The 15,829-nt window shown below is 67.6% G+C and carries 18 protein-coding genes; 2 read left to right on the top strand and 16 right to left on the bottom strand.

The features are described 5' to 3' along the window. Positions 1 to 52 precede the first annotated feature (52 nt). Positions 53 to 1,201, bottom strand: coding sequence for a branched-chain amino acid ABC transporter substrate-binding protein (locus CEJ42_RS08545; RefSeq protein WP_088750758.1), 1,149 nt, complete (start codon positions 1,199 to 1,201; stop codon positions 53 to 55). A 159-nt stretch (positions 1,202 to 1,360) separates the two neighbouring features. After that, a complete protein-coding gene (locus tag CEJ42_RS08540; RefSeq protein ID WP_088750626.1) occupies positions 1,361 to 2,218 on the bottom strand; it encodes an MOSC domain-containing protein in 858 nt (285 codons plus the stop codon). Positions 2,219 to 2,411: 193 nt separating this feature from the next. Between CEJ42_RS08540 and CEJ42_RS08535 the strand changes: the two genes are divergently transcribed. Together CEJ42_RS08535 and CEJ42_RS08530 are read left to right on the top strand one after the other, a co-directional pair. Beyond that, positions 2,412 to 2,858, top strand: a complete 447-nt coding sequence (locus CEJ42_RS08535; protein WP_079214698.1) for a CopD family protein — start codon at positions 2,412 to 2,414, stop codon at positions 2,856 to 2,858. Positions 2,859 to 2,984: 126 nt separating this feature from the next. Continuing rightward, positions 2,985 to 3,773, top strand: coding sequence for a 2-keto-4-pentenoate hydratase (locus CEJ42_RS08530; RefSeq protein ID WP_088750625.1), 789 nt, complete (start codon positions 2,985 to 2,987; stop codon positions 3,771 to 3,773). Positions 3,774 to 3,873: 100 nt separating this feature from the next. Here the strand turns inward: CEJ42_RS08530 and CEJ42_RS08525 are convergent, their stop codons facing one another. The 14 genes from CEJ42_RS08525 to dctP all read right to left on the bottom strand — a co-directional run bounded on the left by CEJ42_RS08525 (position 3,874) and on the right by dctP (position 15,816). Then, complete coding sequence (locus CEJ42_RS08525; protein ID WP_088750624.1) at positions 3,874 to 4,353, bottom strand: acyl-CoA thioesterase; 480 nt, start codon at positions 4,351 to 4,353, stop codon at positions 3,874 to 3,876. Positions 4,354 to 4,523: 170 nt separating this feature from the next. Beyond that, positions 4,524 to 5,456 (bottom strand): 2-hydroxyacid dehydrogenase, encoded by a 933-nt coding sequence (locus tag CEJ42_RS08520; protein WP_088750623.1) that lies wholly within the window; start codon positions 5,454 to 5,456, stop codon positions 4,524 to 4,526. Between the two features lie 223 nt (positions 5,457 to 5,679). Next, entirely contained in the window at positions 5,680 to 5,934 is a 255-nt protein-coding gene (locus CEJ42_RS08515) for a hypothetical protein (protein WP_079214694.1), read from the bottom strand. A gap of 45 nt (positions 5,935 to 5,979) precedes the next feature. After that, positions 5,980 to 6,231 (bottom strand): DUF6139 family protein, encoded by a 252-nt coding sequence (locus CEJ42_RS08510; protein ID WP_237772470.1) that lies wholly within the window; start codon positions 6,229 to 6,231, stop codon positions 5,980 to 5,982. Positions 6,232 to 6,517: 286 nt separating this feature from the next. Further along, on the bottom strand, positions 6,518 to 7,474 hold the full coding sequence (locus CEJ42_RS08505) for an ACP S-malonyltransferase (protein WP_088750622.1): 957 nt from the start codon (positions 7,472 to 7,474) through the stop codon (positions 6,518 to 6,520). After that, complete coding sequence (mdcB, locus tag CEJ42_RS08500; RefSeq protein WP_088750621.1) at positions 7,471 to 8,463, bottom strand: triphosphoribosyl-dephospho-CoA synthase MdcB; 993 nt, start codon at positions 8,461 to 8,463, stop codon at positions 7,471 to 7,473. The genes CEJ42_RS08505 and mdcB overlap by 4 nt, the downstream gene beginning before the upstream one ends. Then, on the bottom strand, positions 8,451 to 9,176 hold the full coding sequence (mdcG, locus tag CEJ42_RS08495; protein ID WP_088750620.1) for a malonate decarboxylase holo-[acyl-carrier-protein] synthase: 726 nt from the start codon (positions 9,174 to 9,176) through the stop codon (positions 8,451 to 8,453). Before mdcG ends, mdcB begins: the two co-directional genes overlap by 13 nt. Before the next feature lie 13 nt (positions 9,177 to 9,189). Continuing rightward, on the bottom strand, positions 9,190 to 9,942 hold the full coding sequence (gene mdcE, locus CEJ42_RS08490) for a biotin-independent malonate decarboxylase subunit gamma (protein WP_088750619.1): 753 nt from the start codon (positions 9,940 to 9,942) through the stop codon (positions 9,190 to 9,192). Positions 9,943 to 9,954: 12 nt separating this feature from the next. Further along, the gene (locus tag CEJ42_RS08485; RefSeq protein ID WP_088750618.1) at positions 9,955 to 10,851 is read right to left on the bottom strand and encodes a biotin-independent malonate decarboxylase subunit beta; all 897 of its coding nucleotides are present in this window, start codon (positions 10,849 to 10,851) and stop codon (positions 9,955 to 9,957) included. Beyond that, positions 10,848 to 11,162: a malonate decarboxylase acyl carrier protein gene (mdcC, locus tag CEJ42_RS08480; RefSeq protein WP_079214688.1), complete on the bottom strand. Its 315-nt coding sequence runs from the start codon at positions 11,160 to 11,162 to the stop codon at positions 10,848 to 10,850. The genes CEJ42_RS08485 and mdcC overlap by 4 nt, the downstream gene beginning before the upstream one ends. A 34-nt stretch (positions 11,163 to 11,196) precedes the next feature. Continuing rightward, complete coding sequence (gene mdcA, locus CEJ42_RS08475) at positions 11,197 to 12,864, bottom strand: malonate decarboxylase subunit alpha (RefSeq protein ID WP_079214687.1); 1,668 nt, start codon at positions 12,862 to 12,864, stop codon at positions 11,197 to 11,199. A 2-nt stretch (positions 12,865 to 12,866) separates the two neighbouring features. Beyond that, complete coding sequence (locus tag CEJ42_RS08470; protein WP_079214686.1) at positions 12,867 to 14,216, bottom strand: TRAP transporter large permease; 1,350 nt, start codon at positions 14,214 to 14,216, stop codon at positions 12,867 to 12,869. Further along, complete coding sequence (locus CEJ42_RS08465; RefSeq protein WP_079214685.1) at positions 14,213 to 14,785, bottom strand: TRAP transporter small permease; 573 nt, start codon at positions 14,783 to 14,785, stop codon at positions 14,213 to 14,215. Before CEJ42_RS08465 ends, CEJ42_RS08470 begins: the two co-directional genes overlap by 4 nt. Next, entirely contained in the window at positions 14,782 to 15,816 is a 1,035-nt protein-coding gene (dctP, locus tag CEJ42_RS08460; RefSeq protein WP_088750617.1) for a TRAP transporter substrate-binding protein DctP, read from the bottom strand. The genes CEJ42_RS08465 and dctP overlap by 4 nt, the downstream gene beginning before the upstream one ends. Positions 15,817 to 15,829: the final 13 nt, after the last annotated feature.

The following is a 15,829-nucleotide window of genomic DNA, read 5'->3' as shown; positions in this document are numbered from 1 at the left end:
CTGCGCGGCAGGCATAAAAAAACGCACCGTTACGACGGTGCGTTTTTCATTATCAGCCCTTGTCGCCGATGGTCTTGATCACGCGCCAGCGCCCGCCCTTGACTTCATAGAGCGTAAATACCGGATCGAGCAGATTGCCGTCCTTGTCGAAGGCGATGTTGCCGCTGATGCCGCGATAGCGGATCTTGTGCAGTTCGGCCGTGACCTTGGCGTTGTCGGTCGAATTGGCGTCGCGCATGGCGGCGACGATGGTGCGCACGGCATCGTAGGCGAACGGCGCGTAGAGGTAGATCTCTTCCTTGTACCTGGCTTTCCAGGCGCTCTCGAAATGGGTCCATTGCGGCCCCTTGTACGAGGGCAGGCCCGGTTCCACCACGATGGTGCCCTCGCCCGCCGGCCCGGCCAGCTTGAGGAAAGTCGGGCCGACCAGGCCGCCTATGCCCACCAGCGGCGCCTGGATGTTGAGGCGGCGGATATCGTTGGCCAGCTGCGCGGCCTGGGCATCGATGCCGGCGAAGAACACCACGTCCGGATTCAGGCTGCGCGCCGAACGCAGGATGTTGTTGAAGTCCGAGGTCTTGCTGCTGACCGTGTAGTGGGCGGCGACCTTGCCCTTGAGCGCCGTGACCGACTTGGCGAACTCGGCCGCGTAGGCCGCGCCGAAGACGGTGCGGTCATCGATGATGACGATGCTCCTGGCCTTCATCTCGCCCAGCACGTATTCGGCGGTATGGCGCGCGCCGTCGCCGTCATGCGGCACGACGCGAAAGGCGGTCGCGAAACCTTGCTGGGTATAGGCCGGCGCGGTCACCGCCGGCGACACATGGGGAATGCCGGCGGCGGCATAGATCTTCGAGGCGGGAATGCCCACGCCGCTGTTCCAGTGCCCCACCACCGCCGCCACCTTGCTCTTGACGAAATACTCGGCGATCAGCTCGCCGGTGCGCGGGTCGGCGCGGTCGTCCTGCGGCAGCAGCTTGAAGACCACCGGTTCGCCGCCGATCACGGGCTTGCCCTCATTGACGTCGTCGATCGCCAGCTGCGCGGCGCGCTCCAGGCTTACGCCGGTGCTGCCGGACAACCCGCTCATCGGCGCCGCCAACCCGATCACCACGGTGCGCGGCGCGGCCTGCGCGACGCCGGCGCATGTGCCCAGGGCCGCAAGCAACGCGGCCGCGCCAAGCAGAAATCCCTTACGCATCAAACTGCCCATCCCTTCCCATATTCAATCCGGCGGCCGGCCTTTGCGGCTGCTTGCCCTTCCGGATCCTGTTGTCGTCCATGTTGCCGTTGGCCTTGCCGGGCCTGCGTCCAGTAAAGCAGGTTTCGCGCCAGTGCGGATGCCGACCACGCGGCAAGCTCAGAAATTCAGCTCCCAGCCGCACGCCTGGCCGACGCGGATCTGCCCGCCCTGCCCGCCGATGACGATGGCGTTCTGCCCGAAGGTCAGCCCGCCGTCCACGCGCGGATTGGCGCGGTAGGCGGCCAGGGTATCGAGCGGCTCGTTGGGCCATTGCGCGTCGGTGCGCCCGGTCGCCTGATCGATCCCCGGTACCGGGCAGCGGGCGCAGGGCTTGACCAGCTTCAGCAGCACTTCGCCGCCGGCGCCATCGTCCAGGCTGATGGTGTCGACGAAATCCTCTTCATAGGCCTCCAGCCCGTCGATCACCAGGTTCGGCCGGAACCGGTTCATCGGCAGCGCCGGCGCGCCCTTGGCTGCCAGCCTTGCATTGAGGTCGTCCAGCGAAGACTGGCCGATCACCAGCAGCGGATAGCCGTCCGAGAATTGCGTGGCCGCATGATGTTCGCCGGTCCAGCGCGGATTGCAGACGCGCTCCTCTGCGGGACTGAAACGCACCAGACGCGCCGGCGTCTTCAGGAAGCCAGTGAACCACGCGCCCGCCTCTTCGCCCTGGTCCAGCGCGGTGACGGTGTCCTTCCAGACCTGCACGCGCACCGCAGCGCCGTCCTGCCCGCCGGCCGCCAAGCGCAGCTCGGGCATGCCGGGCGCCGACAGCACCAGGGCATCGGCCTCGAAGCGCGGCGTGATGCAGGCCATTTCCGGGTAGGTGCGTTGCGTCAGGAACTGGCCATGGGCGTCGGCCAGCATCCAGTGGCGGTCGCGCGCCAGGCCTAGCGGGCCGATGTCGGCCTGCGCCAGGGCGATGCCGCCGCAGGATTTGATGGGATAGATGGTGATTGCGCTCAGTGTGGCCATGCCTGCCCTGCTTTCGCTCTGATTCATTTTTTGCCGCCGCATTGTTCCTCAATCTGGCGCGGGACGGCATTGCTCTTTCGGCATGACATTACCACATGCCCGGGCAATTCCCCGTAGGCGAAGGCAAGGCCGGCGGCGGCGTGCGACAATGCGGGCATCCGCCTTTGCCGGATTCTTACCTGACGGGAGTGAAATGCTGGTCGCCAAATTCTTCCACCTGCTCGGCCTGACCATCTGGGTCGGCGGCATGTTCTTCGCCCACATGGCCTTGCGCCCCGCGCTGGCGGTGCTCCATCCGGAGCAGCGGCTGGTGCTGATGGCATCGGTGCTGGGCAATTTCTTCATCTGGGTGTGGATTGCCATCGCCCTGGTGCTGGGCAGCGGCCTGCACCTGATGGCGCTGATGGGCGGCCATGCGCCGCCTTACGTGCACGCGATGGCCGGCATCGGCATCGTGATGATGCTGATCTTCGGCCACATCTTCTTCGCTCCCTTCCGCCGCCTCAAGCTGTATGCCTCGCAGCAGGACTGGGACCGCGCATCGCGCGCCCTGGGCCAGATCCGCCGGCTGGTCGGCATCAACCTGTGCCTGGGCCTGCTGACCATCGCGCTGGGCGCGCTCGGCCCCCTGATGGCGTGAGCGCGACGGCCTTGCCGTTTTTACATTCCTGACGTGCGCGCGGGCGCGAAATTTGTCTATGATGGCGCCATGCCCAAGCGCAACGCCGGCGCCTCGGCCAACAATCAAAAATAAGGGGAAACGCAAGTGCTGACCGAATCGCAACGCCAACAAGCGGCCGACCTGCTGTGGGATTGCTGGGCCCATGGACGCCGCATCCCGCAGCTGCCCGACGACCTGCGTCCGGCCGACCGCAAGGAAGCCTACGACATCCAGGCCCGCCTGGAAGTGCGCAGCTTCGCCCCGCTGGCCGGGTGGAAGATCGGCGCCACCGGACCCGGCGGCCAGAAGCTGCTCAACGTCGACGCGCCGCTGGCCGGCCGCCTGCTGGCCGAGCGCGTGCACCGCAACGGCTCCACGGTGTCGCTGGGCGACAGCCTCATGAGCGTGATCGAGGTCGAGGTGGCCTTCCGCATGCGCCGCTCGCTGCCGCCGCGCGCAACGCCCTACACGCAGGACGAGGTGCTGGACGCGGTCGGTTCGATCCATCCCGCCATCGAAATCCCCGACAGCCGCTACGACAGGTTCAAGGAAGTCGGCGCCGCCCAGCTGATCGCCGACAACACCTGCGCCGACCAGTTCGTGCTGGGCGCGCCGGCCGACGTCGACTGGCGCTCGCTGGACCTGGCCGCGCTGAAGACCTACGGCCGCATCAACGGCGGCGAGCAGCGCGACGGCGAAGGCGCGCAAGTGCTGGGCGACCCGCGCGTGGCGCTGACCTGGCTGGCCAACGAGCTGTCGGCGCACGGCCTGACCCTGGGCGAAGGACATATCGTGGCGACCGGCTCGACCATCGTGCCGCTGGCGGTGCGCGCCGGCCAGACCATCCTGGGCGACCTCGGGGTGCTGGGTTCGGTCACGGTGCACCTGGCCTGATATCGGTCATCTGTCCGCATGGCGGCAGGCGCAAAAAAAAGGATGGCGATGCCATCCCTTTTTCATTGGCCCGCAACGGCGGCCGCGCGCCCGGTTTGGTTCAGGACGGCTTGACTTCCTCGAAGCGGCGCTCCAGCTCCTTGCGCAGCGACTTGCGCAGGATGGCGGCCTCGAAGCGGCGCTTTTCCTCCTGCGAGAACGGCCGCAGCGGCGGCACCGCGATCGGCTTGCGCTGGTCGTCCACCGCCACCATGGTGAAGAAGCAGCTGTTGACGTGGCGCGTTTCCTGGGTGCGGATGTTCTCGGCCACCACCTTCACGCCGATTTCCATCGACGACGTGCCGGTGTGGTTGACGCTGGCCAGGAAGGTCACCAGCTCGCCCACGTGGATGGGCTGGCGGAACATCACCTGGTCGACCGACAGGGTCACGACGTACTGGCCGGCATAGCGGCTGCCGCACGCGTAGGCGACCTGGTCCAGCAGCTTGAGGATGGTGCCCCCGTGCACGTTGCCGGCGAAGTTGGCCATATCCGGCGTCATCAGCACGGTCATGTTGAGTTGGTGAGATGGCAGGTCCATGGTGCGTGGCTCTCTCTGGTGGCGTGAACGATAGATGGATGGCGGCGCCCGGCCGCAGCGCGCCCCCATGCGCGCCCGGCGACCGGTTGCGACGCCGTTTGCGGGCGCCGCGATGCCGCTGCGGCCGATATTATCTGCGAGACCGCTGCAATCTGGCAAAAAACTCGCGTTCAGGCCCGTACCACCGGCTCGGCCGCCGCGAAGTGCTCCTCGCAGTTGCGCAGGAACTGGCGTATCGAGGCGTCGATGGACTCCGGCGACCAGCCGGCGATATGCGGGGTAAGCACCACGTTGGACAGGCCGATCAGCTCCTGCGGCGGCTTCGGTTCGCTTTCGTACACGTCCAGCCCGGCGCCGGCCAGGCGGCCTTCGGCCAGCGCGCGGCCCAGCGCCGCGGTGTCGACGATGCTGCCGCGGCCGATGTTGACCAGGTAGCCGCGCGGGCCGAGTTCGTTGATCACGCGCTCGGAAATCAGGTGCCTGGTTTCGGCGCCGCCGGGCGCGGCGACGATGATGAAGTCGGCCCAGGCCGCCAGTTGCGCGACGTCGGGGAAGTAATGGAAATCGACGTCGTCGCGCTTCTTGCGGTTGCAGTAGGCGAGCTCGATGTCGAAGCCGGCGGCGCGGCGCGCGATCTTCTTGCCAATGCCGCCCAGGCCGACGATGCCCAGGCGCTTGCCGGCCAGCTGGGGCTGCAGCGGCAGGTTCTCGCGCCAGCCGCCGTCGCGGGTGACCTTGTCCAGCGCCGGGATGTGACGCACGGTGGCCAGCAACAGGCCCATCGCATGGTCGGCCACGCAATCCTCGTTGGTGCCGGCGCCGGTGGCGATCTCGATGCCGTGCGCCTCGGCATGGGCGACGTCGATGTTCTCGTAGCCGGCGCCCAGCGCGCACACCAGCTGCAGGTGCGGCAAGGCGCGCATCTCGTCGGCGGTCAGCCCGGTGGAGCCGTTGGTGAGCACCACCGCGACCTTTTTGGCGGGGCCGGCAATCATCTCGGCGCGACGTGCGCGGTCGGGCGCGTAGAGGATCTCGTATTGCGCGCCGATGGTGGCTTTGCTGGTGTCGGAGAGGTGGATCAGGACGAGGAGAGGCGGTTTCATGATTGTTCTGGCCGATGCGGTGAAGTGGACGATATCGCGGTGCCCGTCATTTTATTGCGAATCCGCAAGAAAGGCACATGCCCTGCGGGAGGCCACGCTGCCTGAGCGCATGCGAATTCCATGCCACCGCATCCGAAAAAAAAGCCTTGCCGTTCAACGGGCAAGGCTTTTTGCTTTCAGGTCGCCAAAGCGACGCGGGGCCCAGACGCGGGGTCCGGTGGCGCTAGTGATGCGTATGCCCCTTGCCGTCGCCTTTTTCCAGCAGCTCATGGGCCACCTGCAAGGCGCTGCTCTCGGCCGACTTCTCGTCGGCGAAGGTCTTGTCCACCAGCACCCGCTGTACCGGGAACACCGGATTGCGGTGCATGGGATTGCATGAATGCCCAAAGATCGCCACCTGGGCCACCCATTCGTCGCCGCCGATGACGCGTACGCCGGCGTATTCGATCTCGTAATCGCCCATCTGTTCGGTTGGCATGGTCGTCTCCTCCGCTTCTGGTCTGCCTGCAGGATGCCCGCAGGCTCAGGTGGCGCCGTCCCGGGCGCGTTCGTTGATATGGGTGATCGCGTAACCTTTTTCGCCGATCTGCTTGTATGCGTCTTCGGCCTGCAGCGTGAAATGCCGCTTGCCGTCGCGCTCGAAATTCACATCCTGCTCGTGCATCTGCCAGTCGGTGTTGGTGACTTCCTGCGGCAGCGGCTTTTCATGCGGGATGACAAGATAGGAAAACAATCCATCGCTATCCGGGCGCTTGTACACATCGACTTTCATCATCGGCCTCCAGGTCGGGTTGAAGAATGGCGTTGCAAACGGTGCCTACGATCCACATGATCATGGGCAACCTGTCTTGTCCGACTAGCCGGTAATGCATTGGTTCAAGGCGCAATTGCAACAATGCAAGCTGCGGCCGGACGCGTTGCCAGGCGCTGAAGGCCGAGCTGAGCAGGCGCGATAGCGGCCTGTTGTTTCAACATAGCACTTGCCGCGAAGCGATTCCAGCGCGATTTGCGCGGTGGATGCAAGGAAGGGAAACGATGAGCCGCAACGCCCGCTGCCGAGCTTAGCCTGCCTGGCGGCGCAGCCATGACACCGCGCCGCCCACGCTGCGGAAATCGGCCAGCGAACGGCACTCGATCTGCGGATGGCGCTCGCGCAGCATGCGCGAAAGCGCCGAGCCCGGGCCCAGCTCCAGCGCGACCTCGATGCCGCGTTCGGCGCAGGCGTCCATGCACGCCGACCACTGAATGGTATGGCTCAGCTGTTTGGCCAGCAAGGCGCGGACCTGGTCGACGCCATCCACGGTCTGCCCCGTGACGCCGGCCAGCAGCGGCGCGGCCGGATCCGAGCAAGGCAGTTGCGCCAGCAATGTTGCAAACGGAGCAACTGCTGCTGCCATCAGCGGCGTATGCGAGGCCAGCCCGACCGGCAGCTCGCCGGTGCGCGCGCCTTGCGCAGCCAGCTCATCGGCAGCCGCGCGCAATGCAGCCAGCGCGCCGCCGGCAATGAGCGTGTCTGCTCCGGTGTCGATGGCGGAAAATGCGCCGTGGCGCTGCAGGCAGGCACGCACCTGATCCACGGCCAGACCGCCCACCGACATCAATCCCTGCGCCTGGTTCTCAGGCGCAGCCTGCCGCTGCGCCTGATCCATCAGTTCGGCCCGGCGCGCCGCCAGCGCCACCGCATCGGTGGACTCGAAGACCCCGGCCACCGCGCAGGCCGACAGCTCGCCGACGCTATACCCCGCCACCATGGCCGGCGCACCGGCAATGGCCGCCACGTCTTCGCGCAGCGCATGCCAGGCGGCAAGCTGGGCGGCCACGATCAGCGGCTGGGCGTTGCGGTTGGCATAGAGTTGCGCGGCGTCGGCCAGCACCACCTCGGGCGCGGCGCACAGTTGCGCATCCAGGCCGCAGCGCTCGAGGAAAGCGGCGCCCCTGGCATCGGCGCGCGCGAGCTCGAACATGGCGGCATGCTGGCCGCCCTGGCCCGGGCAGAGAATGGCCAGGCGCATGCTCAAGCCGCGCGCCTCGCCGGCAGGCCGGCGCCCTCGCCCAGCGAACAGGCCTGGTGCACCAGGCAGGCGGCCGCCAGCAGGTCGGCCGCGCCGCCCGGCGACAGGCGGCGCTCGACGAACAGGCGATGGCAATCCAGCGCATCGTCGCGCCAGCCGGGACGGCCGGTGCCGCCTGCGGCGAGGAAGGCCGCGCTGCGGCTGCGCACCACGTCGGCGCCTTGCGCGCCGCCGCGATGGTAGACATTGGTATCGCTGATATGGGCCATCAGCGCGAACAGCGCGTCGACCTTGGCCTCGTGCCAGCTGCGTCCTTGCGCCGCGCTCTGATGCAGGCGCGGCAGCGCGACTTCAAAGACCGACGGAAACCCCAGCGCGCCCTCCTCGCGCGCGCCGCCGACCGCGTGCGCGGCGGCGACCCGCTGGCCGTGACTGACGGTGTCCGGGCTGTGCTCCGCGCGGGTATGCTGCGCCAGCGCGTCGCCCCACTGGATCAGCAGCGCGGCGCGGATGGCCGGCTCGCTCAATGGCATCCTGCGGCCACGGCACCAGGCGATGGATGCGCACAGCATGCCCAGCGCGAAGATGGCGCCGCGATGCGTGTTGACGCCGCCGGTGGCGCGCAGCATGCGCGCCTCGGCATCGATCGCCAGGCGCTGCAACTGGCGGAACGGCGCGCCCTGCATGCCGGCCTCGGCGATCCGGAAAAAGTAGTGGCGCAGCGAGAACAGGCTGCGCATGAAGGTCGCGGCATCCATGTCGGCATGGCTGCCGTTGTCCACCAGCGAGACCAGGCCCGGCTTGGGATGGAGCACCAGCTCCTGATGCAGGCTGCGCAGCGCCAGGCGCGCCAGCGTGCGGCAGAACATCAGATTCTCGCGCGCCTCGCGGCGCCTTTGGGTGTAATGCGGGGCCGCCGTCACGGCGTTGTGCCAGCCGCCCTGGATCGGCTCGGCACGCGAAGCGCCCAAGGCGCGGGTAGTCAGGCTGCGCATCGCCGCCCTCCCTGCGCCGGAAGACTTTGCGCGAGCGCGCCCACGCGCTCCAGCCGCACCGTGTCGGGCGTCTTGAGCAGCACCTTGTTGTCGGGATCCGCGCCCTTGACGGCGACCTCCCGCCATTCCTTCCACGACACCGCCGCATCGCCGGGAAAGACGATCTCGCCGTCCAGCGGCAGGAACATCGCGTGATAAGCCAGCAGGCGCACGCCCTGCTCCAGCTGCTCGCGGCTGCACGGCTCGAACAGGATGTCGATGTCCGATCCGGCGCGCAGATACGATTGCCCGGTAATGGCCTGCCAGGCCAGCGATCCGAACACGCCCAGCGCAATATCGGCGCGCGCCAGCTGCTCCTGCAGCCCGGCCATGGCGTCATGCCATGCGGGCGGCAAGGCCGGCAGGCGCGCCGCCGCGATATCGCGCAACAGGAACGGCGCGCGCGTGGCGGCGACTTCATCGGCATGCAGGCGCACGGCGATGCGCGGCTTGTTGCCCTGCGCATCGGGCGGCAGGGCGATGCCGGCGCAGATCTCCCCGGGCGCAGCATCGGCGTCGTTACGGCGCACCACCACCGGCCAGCGGTTGCGCTGCCAGTGGGCCATCGCCTCGCGCCGGCGCGCGTCGACGGCCTGATCCGATTGGCCGGACTGGGCCTGCAGTCGCAGCCAGCCGGCCTCGGTCGGCCAGATCAGGTGGTGGCGTCGGTGCATGCGGGTCTTTCGCTCACTTCAACGGGACATCGTCGGCCACCGCGTCGATCACGCGCTGGGCCAGGCGCCGGCCGCCGCGTTCCAGGCCGGCGACGGCGCGGCGGTCGGCCGCACGATCTTCGGCCAGCGCCTCGCGCATCGACTGCGCCAGGTCGCCATTCCAGATCTCGGCCACGCCGCCCATGCGCAGGTAGTTTTCCGGACCAGGAGCGAACACCGGGTTGCTCCGGGCCAGCTCGGTCAGGCGTTCTTCGGGCACCTTGGTGATGCGTGCCATCGCGGGCAGGCCCATCACCCGGATGGTGGCGTCGGGCAAGGCGTAGCAGGCGTCGGCGATCAGGCCGCTGGTGATGAAGCCGCCCGACAGCGCCTGGTCGTACACCAGGCCGACCACGCGGTGGCCGGCGCGGCGCGCCAGTTCCACGCATTTGCCCAGGTGCGCCATGTAGCTGTTGATGCCCAGCATCTCGTCGCGATGGCGCAGGCGCTGGCCTTGCGTGTCGACCAGGATGACGATGGCGCGGCCGGGATGTTCGCGCACCGTCTTCAGGATTTCGCCGGCCTGGGCCAGCGCGATCTCGATGCCGATGGGCGTGTGGCCGGTGGTGCCGACCACGGCAACCGTGGCGCCATCCACCCTGGCGGTGCCGGACAGGAAATTGTCCTGCTCGGCGATGTCATGCCCCTGCGGAAACAGCTGCTGCGCCAGCGCGCGCCAGTCGACCTGTTGTGCTGCTGTTGCCGGATGTGTGGTTGCGGTCTGCATGCGGTCTTCCTCTCAGGCTTTGCTCTGGATGCGATGGGCGTCGGCCATGGCGGTGAAGGCCGCCGCCTCCAGCATGGGAACGGCTTGCGGCCGCTCGACGCCCAGCTCGGCCCAGATGTCCATCGGGTCGGCGGCATGGCCGAAGGTGGCGATGCGCCGGCGCAGCATCTCCTGCTCGGCTTCCAGCGACTCCAGCGTCAGCGCGGTCGCGCCGATGGCGTCCAGCGCGGCGATGGCCGCTGCGCGGAAGGCCTCGACATCGTCATTGACCAGCGCCTGGCAGTCGCCGATCAGGTAGCGATGCTTGCCGCCGGTGGTGCGCCAGACCAGCGCGCGGTCGCGCGAGTCGAACTCCTCCACCCCGTTGGCGGTCTCGATCACCTCGGGGCCGGACATGGCCAGGCGCCCCTCCTCGGACATGATCACGGTATTGGCGCAACGCGCGACGATGCCCATGCCGCCGAAGCAGCCGTTGGCGCCGCCCACCAGCACGATCACCGGGATGCCGGCGGCGCGCGCGTCGAGCACGGCGCGCATGACCTCCGAGACGGCAATCAGGCCGGCGTTGGCCTCGTGCAGGCGCACGCCGCCGGTTTCCAGCAGCAGCACCACGCCGGCCGCCTTCTTGCGGATCGCGCGCTTCAACAGCCCGACCAGCTTGGCGCCATGCACCTCGCCCACCGCGCCGCCCATGAAACCGCCCTCTTGCGCCGCCGCCATGACCGGCTTGCCGCCCAGCGTTCCCTCGCCGACCACCACGCCGTCGTCGAAGGACACCGGCGCGTCGAGCTGCCCCAGGTGCGGGCTGACCACGCGCTGCGACGGCGGCAGCAGTTCGGTGAAACTGCCGGCGTCCAGCACCTGCAGGATGCGCTCGCGCGCGTTGGCTTCCAGGTAGCTCGCGCTCATTGGGCCTCCTCCAGCATGGCTTCCACCGCCTGGTCCAGGCGCAGGCTGACCACCGCCGGCGTGGCGCCCATGTCGTTGATGGAGATGCGCGTGTCGGCCAGTTGCCAGCGCTGCTGGAAGTCGTTCATCACGGCTTCCCAGATGGCGCCGAAGCCGCGCGCGGCGGTCTTGATCTCGATGGCGCAGCCGCCGTTCAGGGCCGCGGCCTCGATCAGCACCTCCAGGTTGCCGGAGCTGACCACGCCGACCAGTTCGGGCGCGGGCTTGATGCGGCGTTTGCCGCCGTCGAAACGATAAGTCAGTGTTTCCATGTCATTCCATTCATTGTGCCGTCAGGCGACGCGCTCACCAGTTGCGGAAGCGCTTGGGCGGGTTGTACAGCCCGCCGGAGGCGCGCACCAGGTCTTTCATGTTCTTGGCCGCCAGCAGGTCGCGCGTGGCCATGCGCTTGTCGATGCCCATGTCCTCGGCGCGGCGGATCACGCCGCGGTCGCGCAGGTTCTCGACCATGCGCTTGTCGCGCCCCAGGCCCACGGCGGTATAGCCGGCCACGCCGCGAATCGCCTGCTCGCGCTCTTCATCCGAGCGGCACAGCAAGAGGTTGGCGATGCCTTCTTCGGTCAGGATGTGGGTGACATCGTCGCCGTAGATCATCACCGGCGGAATCGGCATCCGGGCCTGCTCGCCCAGTTGCCAGGCGTCGAGCTTCTCGACGAAGGCCGGCTGCATGTGTTCGCGGAAGGTTTCCACCGTCTGCACCACCAGCTTCTGGCCGCGCGGGATGGTGTTCCTGCCGGCGCGCGCCTGCGCCCCGGCCTTCAGCCAGGCGTCGCTGGCGTGGCGCCGGCCGCGCGCGTCGGCGCCCATGTTGGGCGCGCCGCCGAAGCCGGCGATGCGGCCCAGCGTGGCGGTCGAGGAGTTGCCCTGCAGGTCGATCTGCAGCGTCGAACCGATGAACATGTCGCAGCCGTAGTGGCCGGCGGTCTGCGAGAACGCCCGGTTGCTGCGCATGGAGCCGTCGGGGCCGACGAAGAAGACGTCGGGCCGGGCGCGGATGTAATCCTCCATGCCCAGTTCCGAGCCGAAGGAATGGATGGATTCGACGAAGCCCGCTTCGATCGCCGGGATCAGCGCCGGGTGCGGATTCAAGGCCCAGTGCTTGCAGATCTTGCCGCGCAGGCCGAGCGACTCGGCATAGGTTGGCAGGATCAGCTCGATGGCCGCGGTGTCGAAGCCGATGCCGTGGTTCAGGCGCTGCACGCCGTATTCGGCGTAGATGCCCTTGATGGCCATCATCGCCATCAGCACCTGGATCTCGGAGATCTGCGCCGGGTCGCGCGTGAAGAGCGGCTCGATATAGTGCGGCGTGGGCGCCTTGATGGCGAAGCCGACCCAGTCGGCCGGGATGTCCACGCGCGGCAGCTCGTCGACGATCTCGTTGACCTGGGCGATCACGATGCCGCTGGAAAACGCGGTGGCTTCGGCAATGGCCGGCGTGTCTTCGGTGTTGGGCCCGGTGTAGAGGTTGCCGTGGCGGTCGGCGGCCTGCGCGGCCACCAGCGCCACGCGCGGCGTCAGGTCGACGAAGTAGCGGCCGAACAGCTCCAGGTAGGTATGGATGGCGCCGATGTTGAGCTTGCCCGCCGACGCCAGCTTCGCCAGCCGCCCGGCCTGCGGCCCCGAGAAGGAGAAGTCGAGGCGATCGGCGATGCCCTTCTCGAACACGTCCAGGTGCTCCGGCAGAGCCAGCACCGAGAACAGCATGTGCAGGCCGTTCACCCGCGCCGGGTCCAGCGAGGCCAGGCCCTTGGCCAGGAAATCGGCCTGTTTCTGGTTGTTGCCCTCGACGCAGACCCGGTCGCCCGGCTCCAGCACCGCGTACAGCAGATCGGCCAGTTGCGCCGCCGGCGCGATCTTGCCCTGCAGCTTGTCGCCCAGCGCCAGCGCGGCACGCGCCAGCCGCTGTTCACGGTTTTTCTGGCGCGCGTTCCAGACGCGTTCGCTACCACTCATATTTACTTCACTCCCATCAGCAGGTCAGGCAATACGGTCGCGATGCCCGGGAACATGCACAGCAGCACGACCGCGAGGAACATCAGCGCCAGGAAAGGAATCGTACCCTTGATCACATCGCCCAGCGGGATGTCGGGCGCGATGTTCTTGATCACGAACAGGTTCAGCCCCACCGGCGGGTGGATCAGGCCCATCTCCATCACCACCGTCATCACGATGCCGAACCAGATCAGGTCGAAACCGGCGGCCTTCAACGGCGGCAGGATGATGGGCGCGGTCATCAGGATGATCGACACCGGCGGCAGGAAGAAGCCCAGCACGATCACCATCAGCAGGATCACCGCCAGCAGCAGCCACTTGGACAGGTGCAGGTCGACCACCCACTGCGCCGCCGACTGGCTGATGTGCAGGTAGCTCATCACGTAGGAGTACAGCAGCGACATGCCGATGATCAACAGCAGCATGCCCGACTCCTTGATGGTGGAGGACAGGAACGGCGCGATCTCGCGCGGCTTGTAGATGCGGTAGACGATGGCGATGAGCACCAGCGCCAGCAGCGCGCCCAGGCCCGCGGTCTCCGACGGCGTGGCCAGCCCGCCGTACAGCGCCACCATCACCCCGATCAGCAGGATCAGGAACGGCAGCACGCGCGGCAGCATCTCCACCTTCTGCGCCAGCGTGAAGTGCTCGTCGTCGAGGTAGGCCGACTTGGCGCCGCCGGCGCTGTAGATGGCGTGCGCCAGCTTGTACTCCTTGCGGGCGCGGAACACGGCGTAGCCTGCGAACAGGATCACCAGCAGCACGCCGGGACCGATACCGGCCAGGAACAAGCGCCCCAGCGACTGCTCGGCGGCCACCGCGTACAGGATCATGGTGATCGACGGCGGCAGCAGGATGCCCAGCGTGCCGCCGGCGGCGATGATGCCGGCCGCGAATCCCGGCGAGTAGCCGCGCCGGCGCATCTCGGGGATGCCGGCCGAGCCGATCGCCGAGCAGGTTGCCGGCGACGAGCCCGCCATCGCCGCAAACAGCGCGCAGGCGAACACGTTGGCGATGCCCAGGCCGCCCGGCACCCGGTTCAGCCAGGCGTGGATGGCCGAGTACAGGTCCTTGCCGGCCGGCGACTTGCCGATGGCCGCGCCTTTGAGGATGAACAGCGGGATGGACAGCAGCGTGATCGAGGCGATCTCTTCGTAGACGTTCTGGGTAACGGTGTCCAGCGAGGACTCCGGCATGAAGAAGTACATGAAGCCGGTCGCCACCACGCCCAGCGCGAAGGCGATGGGCATGCCGGAACACATGACGACGATGGTGATGATGCCGTACAGGGCGCCAAGGGTGAGCGGGCTCATTGCTGCCCTCCCTTCGCTTCCACGGTGCCGGTGATGCGCACCAGCACCTGCACCAGCAGTTGCAGCGTGAGCACGCTCATGCCCAGCGCCATCATCGAATACGGGATCCACAACGGCGGCGCAAACGTCGACGAGGTGGTCTGGCCGTCCACCCAGGCTTCATGGAACAGCGCCCACGACTTCCACGCGAAGAAGGCGCAGAACGCGAAGGACACCAGGTCGACGATGAACATGCGCACCTTGTTGGCCATCGGCGAGAGCAAGCCCGCCAGCGCCTCGATGCCGATGTGGCCGCGCAGCGACTGCACGTAGGCCGAGCACAGGAAGATCACGCCCACCAGCATGAAGACCGAGGCCTCGTCCTGCCAGTCGGTCGGATGATGGAAGAAATAGCGCACCACCACCGAGTAGGTGAGGATGCACGAGGTCACCACCAGCGCGATCATGCCCAGGAACACGGCCACCTTGTGGTAGCCCTCCAGCACCGCGGCCAGCCACGCCAGCGGCGCGCTGGCGGGCACCGGCCGGGTTGCCGGGGCGGCGCCCGGCATCTCGAAACCGTGGCTCATAGGGTCTTCTCCGCCAGCGAGAGCAGCTTGGCGCAGTTGGCGTTACGCGCGGCGAAATCCTTCCAGGCGGTATTGCGGGCGATGTCCTGCCACTTCTTGACCACCTCGGCGTTCAGGTCGACCACCTTGGCGCCGGCCTTCTGATAGACCTGGGCCACGGCGACGTCGTCGGCCTGCGCGGCCTTCATCGCGAACTGCTCCATGTCGGCGCCCACGGCCATGATGACCGCCTGCTGGTCCTTGGGCAGCTTCTCGAACACCGCCTTGGACATCATCAGCGGCTCGAACATGTACCAGTAGGCCTTGTCGCGGCCGGTGGTGAGCGCCTTGGCGACCTCCTCCAGGCGGAACGACATGAAGGAGGTCGACGAGGTCATCGCCGCATCCATCGCGCCGGTCTGCATGGCGGCGTAGATTTCATTGGAGGGCAGCGTCACCACGGCCGCGCCCGCCTCCTTCAGGATCAGGTCCATCTCGCGCGAACCGCCGCGCACCTTCATGCCCTTGGCATCGGCCGGGTCGACGATGGGCTTGCCGCGCGAGGCCACGCCGCCGGCCTGCCAGATCCAGCTGACCACGACGATGCCCTTCTCGCCCAGGATGCGCGCCAGTTCCTTGCCCACTTCGGCGTTCTTCCACGATGCGCCCTGCTGGTACGAGGTCACCAGGCCGGGCATCAGGCCGATGTTGGTTTCAGGGACTTCGCCGCCGGCGTAGTTCAGCGGCACCAGCGACATGTCCAGCGCGCCCTTGCGCATGGCGGAGAACTGCGCGTTGGTCTTCATCAGCGAAGAGCCGGGATAGATCTCGAACTTCAGCGCGCCCTTGGTGCGCTCGCTGACCTGTTGGGCGAACACGCGCACCAGGCGGTCGCGGAAGTCGCCTTCGTTGATGGTGCCGCCGGGAAACTGATGGGAAATCTTGAGGTTGGTCGTCTGCGCCCATGCGGTTAGGGGCAGGCCTGCCATGCCGGTCATGAGGGGGGCGGCAGCCAGCGTGCCGAGGAAGTTCCGGCGGGTGAATCCAGTCATGTTGTGTCTCCTC

Source organism: Herbaspirillum robiniae (assembly GCF_002213415.1).
Lineage (GTDB): Bacteria > Pseudomonadota > Gammaproteobacteria > Burkholderiales > Burkholderiaceae_D > Herbaspirillum > Herbaspirillum robiniae.
Note: the sequence above shows the minus strand (reverse complement) of the source record. Positions and strands in the feature narration are given on the sequence as shown.

Bases quoted from the DNA above. Each gene is read 5' to 3' on its own strand.
- CEJ42_RS08545 (WP_088750758.1), bottom strand. From the start codon at position 1,201: ATGCGTAAGGGATTTCTGCTTGGCGCGGCCGCGTTGCTTGCGGCCCTG.
- mdcB (WP_088750621.1), bottom strand. From the start codon at position 8,463: ATGCGCAGCCTGACTACCCGCGCCTTGGGCGCTTCGCGTGCCGAGCCG.
- CEJ42_RS08535 (WP_079214698.1), top strand. From the start codon at position 2,412: ATGCTGGTCGCCAAATTCTTCCACCTGCTCGGCCTGACCATCTGGGTC.
- CEJ42_RS08525 (WP_088750624.1), bottom strand. From the start codon at position 4,353: ATGGACCTGCCATCTCACCAACTCAACATGACCGTGCTGATGACGCCG.
- CEJ42_RS08465 (WP_079214685.1), bottom strand. From the start codon at position 14,785: ATGAGCCACGGTTTCGAGATGCCGGGCGCCGCCCCGGCAACCCGGCCG.
- CEJ42_RS08485 (WP_088750618.1), bottom strand. From the start codon at position 10,851: ATGAGCGCGAGCTACCTGGAAGCCAACGCGCGCGAGCGCATCCTGCAG.
- mdcG (WP_088750620.1), bottom strand. From the start codon at position 9,176: ATGCACCGACGCCACCACCTGATCTGGCCGACCGAGGCCGGCTGGCTG.
- CEJ42_RS08510 (WP_237772470.1), bottom strand. From the start codon at position 6,231: ATGATGAAAGTCGATGTGTACAAGCGCCCGGATAGCGATGGATTGTTT.
- CEJ42_RS08520 (WP_088750623.1), bottom strand. From the start codon at position 5,456: ATGAAACCGCCTCTCCTCGTCCTGATCCACCTCTCCGACACCAGCAAA.
- mdcA (WP_079214687.1), bottom strand. From the start codon at position 12,864: ATGAGTGGTAGCGAACGCGTCTGGAACGCGCGCCAGAAAAACCGTGAA.
- mdcC (WP_079214688.1), bottom strand. From the start codon at position 11,162: ATGGAAACACTGACTTATCGTTTCGACGGCGGCAAACGCCGCATCAAG.
- CEJ42_RS08515 (WP_079214694.1), bottom strand. From the start codon at position 5,934: ATGCCAACCGAACAGATGGGCGATTACGAGATCGAATACGCCGGCGTA.
- dctP (WP_088750617.1), bottom strand. From the start codon at position 15,816: ATGACTGGATTCACCCGCCGGAACTTCCTCGGCACGCTGGCTGCCGCC.
- CEJ42_RS08540 (WP_088750626.1), bottom strand. From the start codon at position 2,218: ATGGCCACACTGAGCGCAATCACCATCTATCCCATCAAATCCTGCGGC.
- CEJ42_RS08470 (WP_079214686.1), bottom strand. From the start codon at position 14,216: ATGAGCCCGCTCACCCTTGGCGCCCTGTACGGCATCATCACCATCGTC.
- mdcE (WP_088750619.1), bottom strand. From the start codon at position 9,942: ATGCAGACCGCAACCACACATCCGGCAACAGCAGCACAACAGGTCGAC.